Source organism: Paenibacillus sp. 01T442, assembly GCF_056398345.1.
The window spans coordinates 48,903-65,810 of record NZ_JBFTPF010000037.1 but is presented as its reverse complement, the minus strand read 5'-3'; the positions used below and the strand labels follow the sequence as shown (position 1 = coordinate 65,810).

Here is a 16,908-nt window from a genome sequence, read left to right as displayed (position 1 = left end):
GGGTAGTGGAGATTACCCTTTAAAAAAGGTTGAATACGAAAAATGAGAAACTGCGAGAAAGCAAGTATTCAGCAGATAGACTCCATAATTAAGGGGCCGAACCGTTTACGCCAATATTGCCAAATGGGCCAGAATTAACTACATATAATCCATCTAAATCGATTTTTAATTTAGATTTCTTCGAAATAGCTGTACGTTTTCCAGTTAATCTGTATGTTATAACCAATCTCAACAAAAAAGGAGCACCTAAGTGCTCCTCCCCAATTACAGTTTAAAGATCTTCGTCAAATATTTCCCGGCAGCCTCGCTATACTGTTCCTGTAGCAGCGTACGGAGCTGAGCTTTCGCATCAGGTGTTGGCAGTGTATTCTTCGCAATGCCATGCAGCTCCATCCAATGCGCAGCGGTCATATAACATGTGCTGTTCCAGCCGTTTTTGGTACCATTGGCGTTCAGACGCTCACTAATCCCCGCAATTACGATATCAGCTTTGCTCTGCAAGTCAATCAAGGCACGATCAAATTCATTCTTAGATTCTTTCGATTTCAAATCGGTCGCAGTGCGCAGAGCTTTCACATCAATGCCTTCATTCCCTGCAATAGCGTGATACACATCTACTGCCGCTTTGGAGAGCTCACCATCCGAATAACGCTCGTCCACCGTATAAGGATCTTCCAATAAGTTTTTGATCAACGGAAATAACTCAGAAGAAATTAATAAGGGCTTCTTGGCGAAAAATCGTCCATAAGCCGCAAGACCGTCACCTGGAAGGCGATCACGCCATAACCAAGGATCTGTTTCGTGTCCTGTATGCCATTGCTCATGGACCGTTAAGGATTCAAGAGAAGGATGCTCAGGGATGAATGTAGAGAGGGGCAGTATACCAATTTCCTTAACGAGCCTCTTCACATCTTCATACGTATCAGCTTTAATCGTTACCTCATTCATAGCCATACACATTCTCCTCCACACTAATCTTTGCACTAATTTCTTGTTTTTGTCCTACTTTACGCTCAAATCTTCGCCCTCTTACTTATGAACCTTATCAATCACACCGCCGCCTAGACATATCACACCATCATAAAAGACAACGGATTGGCCTGGCGTAACCGCTTTTTGCGGCTTATCGAAGACAACTTCACAGCTGCCGTCGGGTTGCAACGTAATCACAACGCCTTGATCCGCTTGGCGATAGCGGAATTTCGCTGTACAAGTGTAGGCACCTTCTGGCTTTTTCGGTGATATCCAGTTCACATCCGTTGCTGTCAGACCCTTGGAGTAAAGCCCAGGATGCTGTTCACCTTGCACAACGAGCAATTCGTTCGTCTCCAAATTCTTGTCCACAACGAACCATGGCTCACCAGAGCCTGATCCACCAATCCCAAGGCCTTGTCTTTGGCCTAATGTGTAATACATTAACCCATCATGACGCCCTTTGATTTCACCATTGCGTATATCGACCATATTGCCTGGGCGAGCAGGGAGGTATTGGCTGAGGAACGTCTTGAAGTCGCGCTCACCAATGAAACAAATCCCGGTGCTATCTTTCTTCTTCGCCGTTGCAAGACCAGCTGCTTCAGCAATTTCACGTACCTTGGACTTGGGCAAGTGACCGATCGGGAACATCGCTTTKGCAAGCTGACTTTGATTAAGGACGTTAAGGAAATAGGTTTGATCCTTATTCGAATCATTTCCACGCATCAACACGAATTCACCGTCTTGTTCTTTCACTTGCGCGTAATGCCCAGTCGCGATGTAATCGCCGCCTAGATCGAGGACCTTTTGCAGCAATTCCCCGAATTTAATTTCACGGTTGCACATGACATCAGGGTTTGGCGTGCGGCCCTTGGTGTACTCGTCCAAAAAGTAGGCGAAAACTTTGTCGTAATACTGCTTCTCAAAATTTACTGTATAGAAAGGAATGTCGAGCTGGTCACAGACCCGTCTGACATCCTCTGCGTCTTCTTCTGCGGTACAATGACCAAATTCGTCAGTATCGTCCCAGTTTTTCATGAAAATGCCAATAACTTCATAACCTTGCTCCTTGAGCAGCAGCGCGGCAACTGAAGAATCGACACCTCCAGACATACCTAAGATGACACGTTTTTTTGTTTGCATAGCGTAAACCTCTTTTCCATCTTGCTGGACTTTGGTGGAGCTGTTCATTTTGAACACTACTATTATACATGCCAATTGCTCAAAATTAAAATATTTCATGAGAATGTCATTGTTTTTCCCCCACAATACAAGGGTTTTGTGATAACATAGATACGAAATACGGATGTTTTGGAATGTTTTTGCGAAAAATGGAAACGCTGTTTACCTAGATAGGGACGACCCTGGTGTTTAGCGTGGGTAGCAAGGTTGGTAAGCATTTCAAGTTTTAGCGATATATACAGACTCCTTGATGGCATATCTTGTTGAATGAGGTGTTAATTTTGAAAATTTCCACAAAAGGTCGTTATGGTCTAACGATCATGATGGAATTAGCTAACCGAGTGGGTGAAGGGCCAACTTCACTGAAGAGCATTGCTGAGAGACATCAGCTTTCTGAACATTATCTTGAGCAGCTTGTAGCTCCTTTACGGAATGCGGGTTTAGTAAAAAGTATTCGCGGAGCTTATGGTGGTTATATTCTTTCTAAATCTGCCGAGCAGGTAACTGCAGGTGAAGTCATTCGTGTACTTGAAGGACCGATCTCCCCCGTAGATTTTACGGAAGAAGATGATCCTGCCAAACGTGACTTGTGGATTCGCATTCGTGATAGTATTGCGGATGTGYTGGACTCCACGACATTGGCGAATCTGATTTCTTTTGAGGATAAAGGTAAAAACGATAATTACATGTTTTACATTTAAGGTGACACATGGAACCTATTTATCTTGATCATGCTGCAACAACGCCCGTACATGCCCATGTATGGGAGGCTATGTTGCCTTTCTATACAGCAAATTATGGTAATCCATCCAGTACGCATAGCTTCGGCCGTGCGGTAAGAACTGCGTTGAATCGCTTCCGTGACGGTATGGCGAAATCCTTAGGCTGTTTGCCTGGTGAGCTTATCTTTACAAGCGGCGGAACAGAAAGCAATAACATGGCGATCTTTGGGATCATGCATGGGGAGCAAGCTGGCAGAAAGCATATCGTGACAAGTGCGATCGAGCATCATGCTGTGCTTCATCCCTGTGAACGATTGGAAAGCCTTGGATTTGAAGTCACATACGTCCCAGTAGGTTCAGATGGACTTATTCAAATAGAAGATGTGGAAGCAGCTATTCGTCCCGATACAGCTTTAATCTCTATGATGTATGTGAACAATGAAGTAGGGACTATCCAACCCATTGAGCAAATTGGTCGGTTAGCACGTAAACTTGGCATTACCTTTCATGTCGATGCGGTGCAAGCTTTAGGGAAGATTTCCCTGAATCTTGCCGAACTGCCGGTCGATCTCGTGAGTCTGTCTGCCCACAAAATTTATGGCCCCAAAGGCGCAGGTGCCCTCTACGTTTCCAAGCATACGAAGCTGCTTCCTCACGTATTCGGTGGTTCACAAGAACGCAAGCGAAGAGCTGGAACTGAAAACATCCCCGCCATTGCCGGCTTCGCTAAAGCAGTTGAAACCATTCTTCCGCTCCAAGAACGCAACTACACACAAGCTAGTAGGCTTCGCGAACACATGATTTCCATCTTAGAACAGCAATTGGGCTGTGAGGGGTTTGTGATTAACGGGCATAAGGCTTGGCATGTCCCGCACATTCTAAACATTTCTTTTCCAGGTGTTTCTACAGAAACGCTCTTAATGAACCTTGATTTAGAACAGGTAGCTGCTGCAAGCGGCTCCGCATGCACGTCTGGCTCACTTGAAGTTTCACATGTCTTACAGGCCATGAAACTTCCAGAAAATGTGACACACTCCGCTGTGCGATTTAGCTTTGGAATGGGGAATTCTAAAGAACAAATCGAAACGGCTGCCCATAAAGTTGCAACCATTATCCAGCGGTTGCGTAATAAGTAGTACTGGGTGGTTCTAGGAGGCGTTACGCTTGCGCAGAGCGCATGAATTAATAGGACTTCCCGTTGTAACCGTTGAGTCGGGCAAGCAAGTTGGTGAAGTAAAGGATTTACTGATTGACCCAACGTGGAACATAAGCGGCATTATACTCGAAGCGAAGACATGGTTCTCGTCCTTACGATACATTTCATGGGAGGGAATCGTTTCTGCCGGAGAGGATGCTATAACCATACCGAACGATAGTGTCATTTGCGAATTTGGGCAGAAGAATGAGTGCCATGCTTTTCTTGAGGGAAGCGACAAGATTAAGGGACTCCCGGTCATCACAGTGGGAGGGCACGAATTAGGCGTGGTAGAAGATGTTTATTTAAACCAGAATTGGGGTAAACAAATAGTAGGTTATGAATTGTCCGAAGGGTTTATTTCTGATTTAAAAGAAGGGCGAAAGTGGCTTCCCATGCCAGAATCGGCAACCATGGGGGAAGATGCAATCATCGTGCCTGGACATTGCGCTCAGGAAGTAGAAGAACTCTTCGTATCCAAAGAAGAATAGGGTGAGCATGATGCGTTGTCCAAACTGTAATTCCAAAGATATTGGAAAGATCGGTTCCCATCAATTTTACTGTTGGGGTTGTTTCATTGAACTCAGCGTAAACGGAGATAAGATGTCCGTCTATCAAGTTGAGGAAGATGGTACGTTAAGTTCTCTGGATGATTTGTTTTTTGAGGAAGAAGTTTCTCATATCCACGAGCACGTGAACTAAAGTTAACAAGTTGAAGCGTTATTGGTCAGGCGAGGAATCGCTTGAACAATAACGCTTTTTTGTCATGAGGTGCTAAGTCAGGATTAAATTGGACAACTAGTACACATACTGTATGAACGTTACTTTGAATTCAAATGACCAGAGGTGGAGGCAGCATGGAACGATTTTGGAGTAATAAATGGTTTGTGGGGATCATATATGCCTTATTAATCTTAGTCGGGTTATATTTGCTTTTGCTGATTAAACCTATCTTGTTTTACCTTTTCACATTCATTAAAGCCATCGTGATGCCGTTTTTTATAGCGATAATCATTTCGTATATATTAAATCCTGTGGTCACGGTTCTGAACAAACGCAAAATGCCGCGAACAATTGCCGTATTGCTAATTTATAGTGTATTTATCACATCAGTGACGGTCATTATTATGAATATGACACCTATGTTTGTAGAGCAAGCGGCTGAATTAAATGAACATATGCCACAAATGGCGATGAAAGCACAGTCCCTTGTTGATGGCTTCAATCAGAATAAACTGCTGCCTGACAGTGTTCGAAATGGCTTTAATCATTCCATAGGGAAACTGGAAACGAAGATTACCATGGCGGTTGCGAATTACATGAATCAAATTGGGACGACGATCAATATGCTGTTTATAGCTTTCATCGTGCCGTTCCTGGCTTTCTACATCTTGAAAGATTTTCAGATTATCGAGAAAACCGCGCTAGCCATTGTACCGATGAAGCATCGCAAAAAAACCGTCTCCCTGCTCATGGACATTGATACGGCGCTGGGCAACTATATACGAGGACAGCTCCTCGTGTGCTTGATTATTGGCGTGCTAGCATATGTGGGCTACTGGCTGATTGGCATGCCGTACCCGTTATTGCTTGCCAGCGTAGTCGCGATCTTCAATATCATCCCGTATATGGGGCCTTTTTTTGGCGCGGCACCGGCCATTATTATGGCTTCAACCGTCTCGTTGAAAATGGTGCTGTTCGTCGCACTTGTCAATTTGACCGTGCAGATTCTCGAGGGGAATGTGATTTCGCCACAAGTCGTAGGTAAAACGCTGCATATGCATCCGCTGTTTATCATTTTCGCCTTGCTTGTCGGTGGCGAAGTAGCTGGAGTTGTGGGATTGATCTTGGCGGTACCCTTCTTCGCCGTAATGAAAGTCATCGTCCAGCATGTGTTCATCCACTTCGTTCATAAGCAAACAACGTAGGCTAGCTGATCAGGAAACAGGCAAAAAGACGCACAAAACCCCTTGAGCCATGACTTGCGGGATCATGGTCCAAAGGGTTTTGCACGAGGGTTGAGGAGTTAGAAAAGGTTGTGGCCCATACGTAAACCATGAAATGGACTACGGAATAAGTGAGTAATAAACTTGCTGTTAGTTGTTAACTTTGAAAATGAAAATCATTATCAATAAACTTAGTATACGTCTATTGAGAATCATTGTCAATGGTGTTTTTCTAATGAAATGAAAGAAAGTACATGACTATTTCAAATGCTTGTCTTTATCATCACCTTGGCTGTCATCTTCTTCTTTTTGTTCCTTTTGTTCTTGAAATTCGACATGCGATTGCCCCGTTATGTAGTCAAACGGATTGTAACGGCTGTCCGGAATTTGCTTCCTAATGACTGTTTTCGCCATAATGTAAATGATTAAGACGAAGATGGGGAAGATGAGCCCGAGCAAAGTAAGTGTTGAAATGTCCATATAAAACACCTCCATATTTCTATATTCTACAGTATAATGCCCTCATATTGACAGGCACCCCCCATAAAGTTATAATTTGCCTTATCTATATGTGAATTAAAGCGTTGATGAAACTTAGTAAGCCATAGCTCATCGTCAGAGAAGAGGTTCCGCTTGGCAGCGAATGCTGCGAAGATCGGCTGGAAGAACCTTACGGTGCTAGGATGGCCCAAAGCTCGTTTCGGAGCGTGGATGAACTCCACCGGTTGGACCCGTTACAAATCCGCACAAGGAGATTGGATTCGCTCTACGCCGTAGGCAAAGGAAGCACGAAACCAATAACCAGGGTGGTACCGCGATGATTCGTCCCTGTTAGCTGCAGGGGCGTTTTTTGTTTTTTGTAAACTTATCCTAAATATGGAGGCTCACAGAGATGAAAGCAAGTGAAATTCGTTCGAAGTGGTTGCAATTTTTCGCGAGTAAAGGGCATAAGGTTGAGCCGAGCTCCTCGTTAGTCCCGCACAACGACCCATCTTTATTGTGGATTAATGCAGGGATTGCACCATTAAAGCCCTATCTGGATGGACGTGAAATCCCAGAGAATCCACGGATTACGAATGCTCAGAAATGTATCCGTACGAATGATATTGAGAATGTAGGTAAAACGCGTCGTCACCATACATTTTTTGAAATGCTGGGCAACTTCTCTATTGGTGATTATTTCAAGAAAGAAGTTATTCCTTGGGCTTGGGAGTTCCTAACGGATCCGCAATGGATCGGCTTTGATCCGAATCGAATCTCGGTAACCGTTCATGAAGATGATGAGGAAGCTTTTGATATTTGGAACAAACAGATTGGCATTCCAGAAGAGCGTATTTATAAGCTCAAGGAAGATAATTTCTGGGATATTGGTGAAGGTCCTTGTGGTCCTTGTACGGAAATTTTCTACGATCGCGGAGATAAATATGGTGACTTGTCGGATCCGGAATGCTGGCCAGGTGGGGAAAATGAGCGCTTCCTAGAAGTGTGGAATTTGGTATTCACACAGTTCAATCATAATTCCGATGGCAGCTACACGCCGCTTCCTAATAAAAATATTGATACAGGCGCAGGGTTGGAGCGTTTCGCTTCCATTCTTCAGGATGTTGACTCGAACTTCGATACCGACCTGTTCTTGCCGATCATTGAGAAAACGTGCGAGCTTACGGGCGTTGCTTACCACGCGAATGAAGATCAGGATGTGGCACTTAAAGTCATCGCTGACCATATCCGTACAGTAGCTTTCTCCGTTGGAGATGGCGTTCTTCCTTCCAATGAAGGTCGCGGCTATATCATTCGCCGTTTGCTGCGCCGGGCAGTACGCTACGGGAAAGTACTTGGACTCGATAAACYGTTCTTATTCAAACTAGTGCCAACGGTTGGTGACATCATGGGTGTTTACTATCCAGAGGTTGTAGATAAGCGTGAGTTCATCGAGAAAGTGATCCGTACCGAAGAGGAGCGTTTCCATGAGACGCTGAGCGACGGGTTGATCATTCTTGCCGAGATGGTTCAGAAAACGGAGCAAGCAGGCACGAACCAAATCAGCGGACCTGATGCTTTCAAACTTTATGACACGTATGGCTTCCCATTCGATTTGACGGAGGACTTTGCGTCGGAGAAGGGATTAACCGTTGATCGTGCGGGCTTTGATGCTTCGATGAAGGAGCAGCGTGATCGCGCCCGTGCAGCTAGCAACAAAGAAGGCGGCATGAAGGTTCAAGGCGGACCCCTGTCCGAATTAACGATTAAAAGCGAATTTGTTGGATATAATGAATTGGTAGTTACTGCTAATATCGAAGCGATTGTGCATGAGAATGAGCTCGTGGAGCTTGTTGGTGTTGGTGAGACTTGTCAGGTTGTCCTAGATCGTACGCCTTTCTATGCAGAGAGCGGTGGTCAAGTTAGTGATCATGGTACGATTCGTAACGATCAAGTAACTCTACAGGTTGTTGATGTGATGAAAGCGCCGCATGGTCAACATGTACATAAGGTTATTGTTGAATCTGGCGTACTTCGCAAAGGTGACTCGATAGAGGCGGTAGTAGCATCTGCACCACGTACGGATATCATTAAGAACCATACGGCGACTCACTTGCTGCATAAAGCACTTAAGGAAGTGTTGGGCACGCATGTTAATCAAGCGGGGTCCCTCGTTGAACCAGATCGCTTGCGGTTTGACTTCTCTCATTTTGGCTCTATCACTAGTGAAGAGCTGCAAGACGTAGAACAACGTGTGAATCAACAAATTTGGAAGGGCACGGATGTAGATATTTCCCTCAAAGCGATCGCAGATGCGAAAGCAATGGGCGCTATGGCGCTGTTCGGTGAGAAGTATGGCGATATCGTTCGCGTAGTACAAGTCGGTGATTATTCCTTAGAGCTCTGTGGAGGCTGTCACGTTCAAAATACAGGTCAAATCGGCTTGTTCAAAATTGTAAGTGAATCAGGAATTGGCTCCGGTGTACGTCGGATTGAAGCCGTTTCTGGACGCAGTGCGTACGAATATTTAGATGGTCAACTGCAACTGTTAAAAGAAGCAGCTGGATTGCTGAAATCGAACATCACGGATGTTCCGAAACGCCTTGATGCTACCTTGCAGCAATTGAAAGAGCTGGCGCGTGAGAATGAGTCACTTCGTGGAAAGCTTGGTCGTATTGAGGCAGGCTCGCTTACGGATCAAGTGAAACAAGTTGCAGGTGTTGCCGTTCTGGCAGCGCAAGTCAATGCGGCTGATATGGATTCTCTTCGTAACATCGTTGATGAAATGAAAGGGAAGTTGGGTTCGGCTGTAATCGTTCTCGGCGCAGCTGCAGAAGATAAAGTCAATTTAGTCGCTGCTGTAACACCTGATCTGGTTTCCAAAGGCTTCCATGCGGGTAAAATTATTAAAGAAGTCGCGGGGGCTGTTGGCGGCAGCGGTGGCGGTCGTCCAGACATGGCGCAAGCTGGCGGTAAGGATGCATCTAAATTGCAAGCGGCGTTAGCTAGTGTCGAAGGGCTGCTTTCCCAATTCGTATAATTATTTTTCTAATGGACAGGAATTTTTAAAACCATAGAGAATATATCACATGTATAACGCAAGTTTTTTTAATTATTTTACAAAGGTCACAAGGAAGTGGGGTGCTCCTGATGAGTTCCATGGACAAAACGATGAAGTTCAATGTGAAGGCAGAAGAGATCGAAACTTCGCCGAAGGATGTATTGCTGGCGGTGTATGATGCTCTTCAGGAAAAAGGGTATAATCCGATTAACCAGATTGTTGGTTACTTGCTTTCGGGAGATCCTGCCTACATTCCGCGTCACAATAATGCGAGAAGCCTCATTCGTAAACGGGAACGGGATGAACTTATTGAAGAATTAGTTCGTGCTTATCTGGGTCAACACAAATAGAAGAAAAGAGAACCAGCATGAGATGGATGGGCTTGGATTATGGGGATAAAACCATTGGTGTTGCATTAAGCGATGAGCTTGGATGGACAGCCCAAGGGCTTGAAGTGATTCGCCGCAATAAGCCGGGAGAGGACATTGAACGGCTTATACAGATTGTTAATGAATATGGCGTATCGCAAGTTGTTGTGGGGTTGCCCAAGAATATGAACAATACGATTGGACCCCGCGGCGAGATTGCGATTGCCTTTTCGCAAGAATTAGAGCAAAAGATCAGTGTACCAGTACACCTATGGGATGAGCGCTTAACAACCGTAGCTGCGACTCGGACGCTTCTTGAAGCGGACGTAAGCCGGAAGAAACGGAAGTTAGTCATTGATAAGATGGCTGCACAGCTTATTCTACAAGGGTACATGGATGCCAATATGAAGAGGTGAATGAACGTGTCCAAAGAAGAATTGCGTGAAGAAGAACCAGAAATCATTTACATCCCGGACGATGAAGGCAACGAAGAAGAGTTCGAGGTTATCATGAAATTCGAAGTGGACGGTTCAGATAAGAAATATATGATGGTTGTGCCGACAGACGGCGGAGATGAAGAATCCGACGAAGTGTATGCATTCCGTTACGAAGAAGACGACGACGGTGAGGATTTGAAGCTTTTCACCATTGACGACGAGGAAGAATGGAATATTGTGGAAGAAACGTTCAACACCTTAATGGCGGAGTTCGATGAGGAAGAAGAAGCATGAGTTTGACAACACCTTCTGATGTATTGCGCAAAATTTACGGGGATGATATCCTGTTGTCTGACGACCAAAGTGAGTCGACGGTGTATCAACTTCTGAAAGAATTCGTCTATGAGAACCAAACCTATGCTGTTATGCAATCGGAAGCCTTGAAGAAGGAAGAGGAAGTTGCTCTCTTTCGTGTCATTTCCAATGCTGACGGTGAATATGAACTAGTTACCATTGACGATGATGATGAGTGGGAAACGGTTTCTGAGTTATACGACGAGATGGTTTTCCCTGAGCAGGATGACTTGTAAGAAGTAGATAACCGAGCGGATGATATCCGCTCGGTTTTGTTGTGCATATGGTTAATGCTAGTAAGGGAAGCTACAGCAAAGGCTTGATGAGGGATGTTCTTAGGAGGAATCGAAGCGTTGTGAATATGGATGATGAGCTAGAAGAATTACAGAAGCCTAAGCGTAAAGTGTTGAAATGGGTATTGATTAGCTTTAGCATCGTTGTGTTGCTTGTTCTCGGTACAGCGGGTGGCATTGGATTGTTTATTGCAAGTGCGCTGCAGCCAGTTGATGCTACTGACCAAGAGGTCCGTGTATCGATTCCGCAAGGCTCCAGCTCGATACAGATCGCAGATGAATTAGAAACCAAAGGTCTCATTAAGAATTCCTCCATTTTCACGTACTATTTAAAGTTTAAAAAGCAGGGCTCCAAATTTCAAGCTGGTGAATATGCGATGAAGCCAGGTATGACATTTGAAGCAATGATTGATAAGCTCAACAAGGGAGATGTTGTGAAGGAAGAAATGATTCGCATCACGATTCCTGAGGGCTTTACAATTGAGCAGATCGCCACGAAAGTGAGCGAACAGAGCACTTGGAAGAAAGAAACGTTTCTGGGGCTTGTCGATGATCCTGCGGGCTTTAAATCTGAATCAACGCTATCAATTCCGGACACTAAAAATATCAGACACCGACTAGAGGGATATATATTCCCTGAAACGTACGAATTTAAGAAAGGCTCTACCGAAAAGGAGTTTGTCGAACGTTCATTAGACCAACTAGACAAGATGCTCGCGACGCTTCCACCTGACTGGAAGGACAAGTTAAAGGCTCGTAATCTCTCGATACACCAGATGCTGACGATTGCTTCGTTGATTGAGCGGGAGGTTGTTGTTGATTCGGAGCGTGCTACTGTTTCCGGGGTCATCGTGAATCGTTTGAAAATGAACATGCCGCTTCAGATCGATGCGACGGTACAGTATTTATTCGATAAGTCAAAGGAGCGTTTATTGGAAAAGGATCTTCAAATCGAGAGTCCATATAACACGTATTTGAATACTGGCTTGCCACCAGGTCCGATTGCGAGTCCTAGTCTAGCCTCGATTAAGGCCGCGATCTATCCGGAGGAAACGAAATATGTTTTCTATGTGACGAAGAAGGATGGAACTATGGGGCATTTGTTTGCAGAAACCTTTGAAGAGCATAAGAAGAATATTGCCAATAGTAAGAAGGCCACGAATTAAGTTGACAGAAGGTAGGTAAGCACGTGAATAAACCAGAATTAGTCATCAGCTGTGGTTCAATCGCTGATTTGAAACAAATGATCCTTGCAGGTGCAGATGCCGTTATTATAGGGGAAGATCGCTATGGACTTCGACTGCCAGGCGAGGTGAAGCTGAATGAGATCGGGGAAGCCGTCGCATGGGCTCACGAACGGAAAGCGAAAGTGTATGTCGCGGTTAACAATATTATGGACAATCAAACACTCGAAAGTTTAAAAGAGTACTTAGCCGCCCTGCAGGCAAATGGTGTTGATGCTATTATTTTCGGAGATCCAGCTGTCCTCATGACGGTTCGTCAATTACCGGAGTCGCTGCCGCTTCATTGGAATGCGGAAATGACTTCAACGAATTATGCAACCGCGAATTATTGGGGGAAGCAAGGGGCAGTTCGCGTTGTACTCGCGAGAGAGTTGAATATGGAGCAGGTGCTTGATTTTAAAGCGAAGTCAGAGATTCCTGTTGAAGTTCAAGTGCATGGAATTACGAACATTTATCACTCCAAGCGTGAGCTTGTCAAAAATTATATGGCACATCAAGGAACAACGCCGGAAGCGGACCGTTCGAAAGGACGAGGACTATTCCTCATTGAACACGAACGACGCGACCAACGTTATCCTGTTTACGAGGATTGCAATGGCACGCACATTATGAGTTCTGAAGATTTTTGTATGCTGGAAAATTTGCCAGAACTTATCGACGGAAATGTGGATAGTTTGAAAATTGAAGGCTTGCTCAAATCATCGCAGTACAATGAAACGGTCGTGAGAAGCTATCGTGCTGCGATTGATGCTTATCTTGCGAATCCCGAAGGCTATGAGTTTCAGCAAGAGTGGCTGGATGCGATTGTGGAACTACAGGATCCTGAACGTGAGCTTAGTTTCGGGTTTTTCTATAAAGAACAGGTATATTGATCGAAGAAAGAAGGTGCACTCCTAGATGACGACAGCCGTAGAAGCACGAGCCAGGGGTAAACGTGTAAGACTTGATAAGCCGGAGCTTCTAGCTCCAGCAGGTAATTTGGAAAAGCTGAAATTTGCGATTCATTATGGCGCAGATGCGGTATATATCGGTGGACAAAAGTATGGTTTGCGTTCGAACGCCGACAATTTTTCCAAAGAGGAAATGCGTGAAGGCGTTGAATTTGCTAAGCAATATGGTGCCAAAGTATTCGTAGCAACGAATATCTACGCACATAATGAGGATATTGAAGGCTTAGATGAGTACCTACGAGGGCTGCAGGAGGTTGGTATTTCAGCTATTATCGCTGCAGATCCCATCATCATGGAAACGTGTCGACGGGTTGCTCCTGAGCTCGAAGTTCACGTTAGTACGCAGCAGTCGGTGATGAACTGGCAAACGGTCCAATTCTGGAAAGATCAAGGGATCGAACGCGTCGTATTGGCGCGTGAGGTTAGCATGCAGGAAATCGATGAAATCAAGGCGCATGTGGATGTTGAAATTGAAGCTTTTATTCATGGCGCCATGTGCAGTTCGTATTCGGGGCGGTGTGTGTTGTCCAATCACTTTACGGATCGTGATTCGAACCGCGGCGGCTGCTCACAATCGTGCCGTTGGAAATATGATCTATTCACGAAGGATCAGCCGCTTGATGCACCGTTGGCAACGGATTTCCCTATGTTTGCAGAGGATGATGATGCATTCACCATGGGCTCCAAGGATTTAAGCATGATTGATCATATCGCGGATATGATTGAATCGGGTGTGGATAGCTTTAAGATCGAAGGCAGAATGAAGAGCATTCACTATGTGGCAACCGTCGTGAATGCCTATCGTCAGGCGATCGATGCTTATTTCGAAGATCCTGAGCATTTCAAGCTCAATCCTGTGTGGCAGGACGAAATTCATAAAGCGGCGAATCGACCTTTGAACGATGGATTCTTCTATGAAGCGCCAGGTCATGAGGATCACATTTTTGAACCAGAAGATAAAGTTGTTGGCTTTGATTTCGTTGGATTGGTTATGGGGTATAACGAAGAAACAGGGGTTGCCCTTATTCAGCAAAGGAATCATTTCAAGCCTGGCCAAGAAATTGAGTTTTTCGGCCCGGAAGGGACGCATTTTAAACAAACAGTTGGCGTTATCCAAGATGAAGCGGGTCAAGAATTAACCGCAGCTAGACATCCCTTACAGCTAGTTCAGATAAAAGTAGAGTCTCCTGTAAAAAAATGGGATATGATGCGAAAGAAAACAGGCAAATAGTACCATGGAAGCTTTCTCCAGTGTGAGTTATATTGGAGAAGGCTTTTTTTATTCTTTTATATCGTTTTATAAAGGATATTGGAAATGAATGTCGAATTTCATGTATAACAATGTATGTAAACCTTTTCATTTGAGTAAGCATTCAAAAGAAGGTTAATTAGAAACTAATGGTGGTGAACGAAATGACAAAAAGACTCCAAGGTATGCGCTCCATTTTAAACAAAGTAGTTCAAGCAACTGGTCAAGTTCGAAGGGGTCGAAATGACACGGCAGGTGGTGGATCAGCTTCACCGAATGGTACATACGCATTCAAAGGACCGAGCAACATTAGGCTCGAAAATCCTGTAAAATCAGTTGGTATGAAGTTATTTTTGATGTTTTTTATTAGTATTTTGTTTTTCGTTCTTGTAGTAGGGATGATTTCGTATTCCGTCTCCAAAAGTGTTATTAAGGAGAAGGTGTCCCAATCCAGTTTACAAACCGTGACACAAGCAGGTCAGAAATTAGATTTCCTGTATCAGACCTTTGATGATGTATCGTTACAAATTATGCTGAATAAAGAATTGCAGGATTTACTTGATAAGGTTCCTAAATTGGAGGCATCCTCCTATGAAGCACTAGATGTTACACGTCAATTGACAGAGAAATTAAACGTAGTGACCTTCTCCAACAAATCAATTAAAACGCTTCATTTGTATCGACCAGATGGTAAATTGATTCTGATTACTGGAGCTGGTGGCTCTCCGGCAACTGAAAATTTAGCTTCGACAGAGTGGTTTAAAGCAACAATAGAAAACGCGGGTAAAGTAACTTGGTTAGATAGTCAAACCAAAGGATACTCAAGCAACTCCGCGAATACGTTTGCGATCAGCCGTCTGATGCGTAATACGTTAACGAACTCGTCAACAGCTGTTCTAGTTATTGAGCTGAGCACAGACATCTTGACGAAAGAGTTAAGCGGTATGTCTTTAGGAGATGACAGTAATGTCATCATTACGAATCAGAAAAATATGAATATCGCATTAAAAGATATGAGTCAAATTGGCAAAGTATCTTCTATCCAACTTACGAAGGAACAGTTTGAAGAAGAACATGGTTCATTTATCACGAAAGATGATCATTTAGTAGCTTTCTACAAATCAGCTGTATCGGGCTGGAACTTAGTTGGTGATATTCCGGTCAGTGCGCTAGTGAAAGACGCGAAGAAAATTTTCAACTACACGCTTCTGATCGCATTTTTTGCAGCGATTGCAGCGGTCATCATCGGTATCATCGTAGCTAGAATGATTGGTAGTCCACTTATTAATCTGCGCAACCTGATGCAGCAAGGTGCCAAAGGTAAGCTGACAGTTCGCGCCAATTACAAGTCTCAGGATGAGATTGGGCAGCTAGGTGCAAGCTTTGACGTCATGATGCAGCAGATCACGACATTGGTACAGCACACGAGTACATCTGCACAAGCTGTATTCGAAACGGCGCAAGAATTGACGAACTCTTCTAAAGTTACGGCAACAGCGGCAAGAGAGATTGCTGTGGCGACGGATGAGATTTCCAATGGCGCAGGCGGTTTGGCGACGGAGTCTGAGAAAGGCAACGAGCTAACACACCATATCGGCATTCAAATGAAGCAAGTTATTGAAGCCAATCTTGAGATGGGAACTGCGGCAGCGGATGTACAAACGTCCAGTGAGCTTGGAACGAAGTACATGTCAGAGTTGATTGCCAAAACGAATCTGACGGAAGAAATGATCCGCTCCATGGTTGATAAAGTGGATAAACTGAAAGAAAGTACACGTTCGATCCGTAAAATTTTGGATCTTTTGAATAACATTTCGAAGCAAACGAATATCTTGTCTTTGAATGCCACAATTGAAGCGGCACGTGCAGGTACTGCGGGCAAAGGCTTCATGGTCGTTGCGGATGAAATTCGTAAGCTTGCTGATCAGTCCAAACAATCCATCGATGTTGTTGGGCAAATTACAGAAACGATTCAAGGTGAGATTGATGAAACTGTTAAAGTACTTTCAACAGCAACGCCAATCTTCCAAGAGCAGATTATGGCTGTTAAAGAAGCAGATACGATTTTCAAACAAGTAACGAATCATATGGGTGGCTTTATTGTTCAGTTGAGTACCGTTAGTGATTCCATTTCGACACTCGAACAATCACAAGTGGTGCTGTCGGATGCCATGACGAATGTCAGTGCAGTTGCTGAGGAATCGTTGGCGACTTCCGAGGAAGTTGCATCCCTAAGCTCCGAACAGCTGAGCATCAGTGATGGTTTGGTGAAATTGTCGGACAAGCTGGATCAACTGTCCCAATCATTGACCGATACATTATCCAAATTCGAAGTATAATAGCACAAGTGAGTCCACTCTCCATTAGGAGGGTGGATTTTTTGTGTTTTTGCAGTGTGGAAGCGGTTTGCCCTGATGCTAGAATGCCGATACTGGAAGCAATAAGGTCATTT

18 protein-coding genes are annotated in these 16,908 nt (G+C 44.4%); 15 read left to right on the top strand and 3 right to left on the bottom strand.

The window, feature by feature from the left end:
- Positions 1–264: 264 nt before the first annotated feature.
- Both AC1DLM_RS22980 and mnmA read right to left on the bottom strand, forming a co-directional pair.
- Positions 265–954, bottom strand: a complete 690-nt coding sequence (locus AC1DLM_RS22980) for an AlkZ-related protein (protein WP_477571288.1) — start codon at positions 952–954, stop codon at positions 265–267.
- 75 nt (positions 955–1,029) lie between these two features.
- A complete protein-coding gene (mnmA, locus tag AC1DLM_RS22975) occupies positions 1,030–2,118 on the bottom strand; it encodes a tRNA 2-thiouridine(34) synthase MnmA (RefSeq protein ID WP_477571287.1) in 1,089 nt (362 codons plus the stop codon).
- A 320-nt stretch (positions 2,119–2,438) separates the two neighbouring features.
- Here mnmA and cymR point away from each other — a divergent pair, with 320 nt between their 5' ends.
- The 5 genes from cymR to AC1DLM_RS22950 all read left to right on the top strand — a co-directional run bounded on the left by cymR (position 2,439) and on the right by AC1DLM_RS22950 (position 6,002).
- Positions 2,439–2,858, top strand: a complete 420-nt coding sequence (gene cymR, locus AC1DLM_RS22970; RefSeq protein WP_056610615.1) for a cysteine metabolism transcriptional regulator CymR — start codon at positions 2,439–2,441, stop codon at positions 2,856–2,858.
- An 8-nt stretch (positions 2,859–2,866) separates the two neighbouring features.
- The gene (locus tag AC1DLM_RS22965; RefSeq protein ID WP_477571286.1) at positions 2,867–4,015 is read left to right on the top strand and encodes a cysteine desulfurase family protein; all 1,149 of its coding nucleotides are present in this window, start codon (positions 2,867–2,869) and stop codon (positions 4,013–4,015) included.
- A gap of 28 nt (positions 4,016–4,043) precedes the next feature.
- Entirely contained in the window at positions 4,044–4,565 is a 522-nt protein-coding gene (locus tag AC1DLM_RS22960; RefSeq protein ID WP_441989948.1) for a PRC-barrel domain-containing protein, read from the top strand.
- 7 nt (positions 4,566–4,572) lie between these two features.
- A complete protein-coding gene (locus AC1DLM_RS22955) occupies positions 4,573–4,776 on the top strand; it encodes a hypothetical protein (RefSeq protein ID WP_028555750.1) in 204 nt (67 codons plus the stop codon).
- A gap of 155 nt (positions 4,777–4,931) precedes the next feature.
- Positions 4,932–6,002 carry an AI-2E family transporter gene (locus tag AC1DLM_RS22950; RefSeq protein WP_441989947.1) on the top strand — a complete coding sequence of 357 codons (1,071 nt, stop codon included), beginning with the start codon at positions 4,932–4,934 and terminating at the stop codon, positions 6,000–6,002.
- A gap of 276 nt (positions 6,003–6,278) precedes the next feature.
- Here AC1DLM_RS22950 and AC1DLM_RS22945 read toward each other — a convergent pair whose 3' ends face one another.
- Positions 6,279–6,500: a DUF3951 domain-containing protein gene (locus tag AC1DLM_RS22945; protein ID WP_171632072.1), complete on the bottom strand. Its 222-nt coding sequence runs from the start codon at positions 6,498–6,500 to the stop codon at positions 6,279–6,281.
- A gap of 153 nt (positions 6,501–6,653) precedes the next feature.
- Between AC1DLM_RS22945 and AC1DLM_RS22940 the strand changes: the two genes are divergently transcribed.
- The 10 genes from AC1DLM_RS22940 to AC1DLM_RS22895 all read left to right on the top strand — a co-directional run bounded on the left by AC1DLM_RS22940 (position 6,654) and on the right by AC1DLM_RS22895 (position 16,795).
- On the top strand, positions 6,654–6,797 hold the full coding sequence (locus tag AC1DLM_RS22940) for a hypothetical protein (RefSeq protein WP_441989946.1): 144 nt from the start codon (positions 6,654–6,656) through the stop codon (positions 6,795–6,797).
- Positions 6,798–6,912: 115 nt separating this feature from the next.
- Positions 6,913–9,540: an alanine--tRNA ligase gene (gene alaS / locus AC1DLM_RS22935; protein WP_477571285.1), complete on the top strand. Its 2,628-nt coding sequence runs from the start codon at positions 6,913–6,915 to the stop codon at positions 9,538–9,540.
- 110 nt (positions 9,541–9,650) lie between these two features.
- A complete protein-coding gene (locus tag AC1DLM_RS22930; protein WP_028555746.1) occupies positions 9,651–9,911 on the top strand; it encodes an IreB family regulatory phosphoprotein in 261 nt (86 codons plus the stop codon).
- Positions 9,912–9,928: 17 nt separating this feature from the next.
- Positions 9,929–10,345, top strand: a complete 417-nt coding sequence (gene ruvX, locus AC1DLM_RS22925; RefSeq protein ID WP_056610483.1) for a Holliday junction resolvase RuvX — start codon at positions 9,929–9,931, stop codon at positions 10,343–10,345.
- 6 nt (positions 10,346–10,351) lie between these two features.
- Complete coding sequence (locus AC1DLM_RS22920; protein ID WP_056610485.1) at positions 10,352–10,660, top strand: DUF1292 domain-containing protein; 309 nt, start codon at positions 10,352–10,354, stop codon at positions 10,658–10,660.
- A complete protein-coding gene (locus tag AC1DLM_RS22915) occupies positions 10,657–10,956 on the top strand; it encodes a DUF1292 domain-containing protein (RefSeq protein ID WP_171632067.1) in 300 nt (99 codons plus the stop codon). Before AC1DLM_RS22920 ends, AC1DLM_RS22915 begins: the two co-directional genes overlap by 4 nt.
- 125 nt (positions 10,957–11,081) lie before the next feature.
- Positions 11,082–12,179 (top strand): endolytic transglycosylase MltG, encoded by a 1,098-nt coding sequence (gene mltG, locus AC1DLM_RS22910; protein ID WP_441990029.1) that lies wholly within the window; start codon positions 11,082–11,084, stop codon positions 12,177–12,179.
- A 23-nt stretch (positions 12,180–12,202) separates the two neighbouring features.
- The gene (locus AC1DLM_RS22905) at positions 12,203–13,129 is read left to right on the top strand and encodes a peptidase U32 family protein (protein WP_441989944.1); all 927 of its coding nucleotides are present in this window, start codon (positions 12,203–12,205) and stop codon (positions 13,127–13,129) included.
- Positions 13,130–13,154: 25 nt separating this feature from the next.
- Positions 13,155–14,438 carry a peptidase U32 family protein gene (locus tag AC1DLM_RS22900; protein ID WP_477571284.1) on the top strand — a complete coding sequence of 428 codons (1,284 nt, stop codon included), beginning with the start codon at positions 13,155–13,157 and terminating at the stop codon, positions 14,436–14,438.
- A 182-nt stretch (positions 14,439–14,620) separates the two neighbouring features.
- Positions 14,621–16,795: a methyl-accepting chemotaxis protein gene (locus AC1DLM_RS22895; RefSeq protein ID WP_441989942.1), complete on the top strand. Its 2,175-nt coding sequence runs from the start codon at positions 14,621–14,623 to the stop codon at positions 16,793–16,795.
- The last annotated feature ends 113 nt before the right edge of the window (positions 16,796–16,908 follow it).

What these genes read in the sequence shown, in the direction of transcription:
- AC1DLM_RS22980 (WP_477571288.1), bottom strand. Translation starts at nt 954, where the DNA reads ATGGCTATGAATGAGGTAACGATTAAAGCTGATACGTATGAAGATGTG.
- AC1DLM_RS22965 (WP_477571286.1), top strand. Translation starts at nt 2,867, where the DNA reads ATGGAACCTATTTATCTTGATCATGCTGCAACAACGCCCGTACATGCC.
- AC1DLM_RS22955 (WP_028555750.1), top strand. Translation starts at nt 4,573, where the DNA reads ATGATGCGTTGTCCAAACTGTAATTCCAAAGATATTGGAAAGATCGGT.
- AC1DLM_RS22950 (WP_441989947.1), top strand. Translation starts at nt 4,932, where the DNA reads ATGGAACGATTTTGGAGTAATAAATGGTTTGTGGGGATCATATATGCC.
- AC1DLM_RS22945 (WP_171632072.1), bottom strand. Translation starts at nt 6,500, where the DNA reads ATGGACATTTCAACACTTACTTTGCTCGGGCTCATCTTCCCCATCTTC.
- AC1DLM_RS22930 (WP_028555746.1), top strand. Translation starts at nt 9,651, where the DNA reads ATGAGTTCCATGGACAAAACGATGAAGTTCAATGTGAAGGCAGAAGAG.
- ruvX (WP_056610483.1), top strand. Translation starts at nt 9,929, where the DNA reads ATGAGATGGATGGGCTTGGATTATGGGGATAAAACCATTGGTGTTGCA.
- AC1DLM_RS22915 (WP_171632067.1), top strand. Translation starts at nt 10,657, where the DNA reads ATGAGTTTGACAACACCTTCTGATGTATTGCGCAAAATTTACGGGGAT.
- mltG (WP_441990029.1), top strand. Translation starts at nt 11,082, where the DNA reads ATGGATGATGAGCTAGAAGAATTACAGAAGCCTAAGCGTAAAGTGTTG.
- AC1DLM_RS22900 (WP_477571284.1), top strand. Translation starts at nt 13,155, where the DNA reads ATGACGACAGCCGTAGAAGCACGAGCCAGGGGTAAACGTGTAAGACTT.
- AC1DLM_RS22895 (WP_441989942.1), top strand. Translation starts at nt 14,621, where the DNA reads ATGACAAAAAGACTCCAAGGTATGCGCTCCATTTTAAACAAAGTAGTT.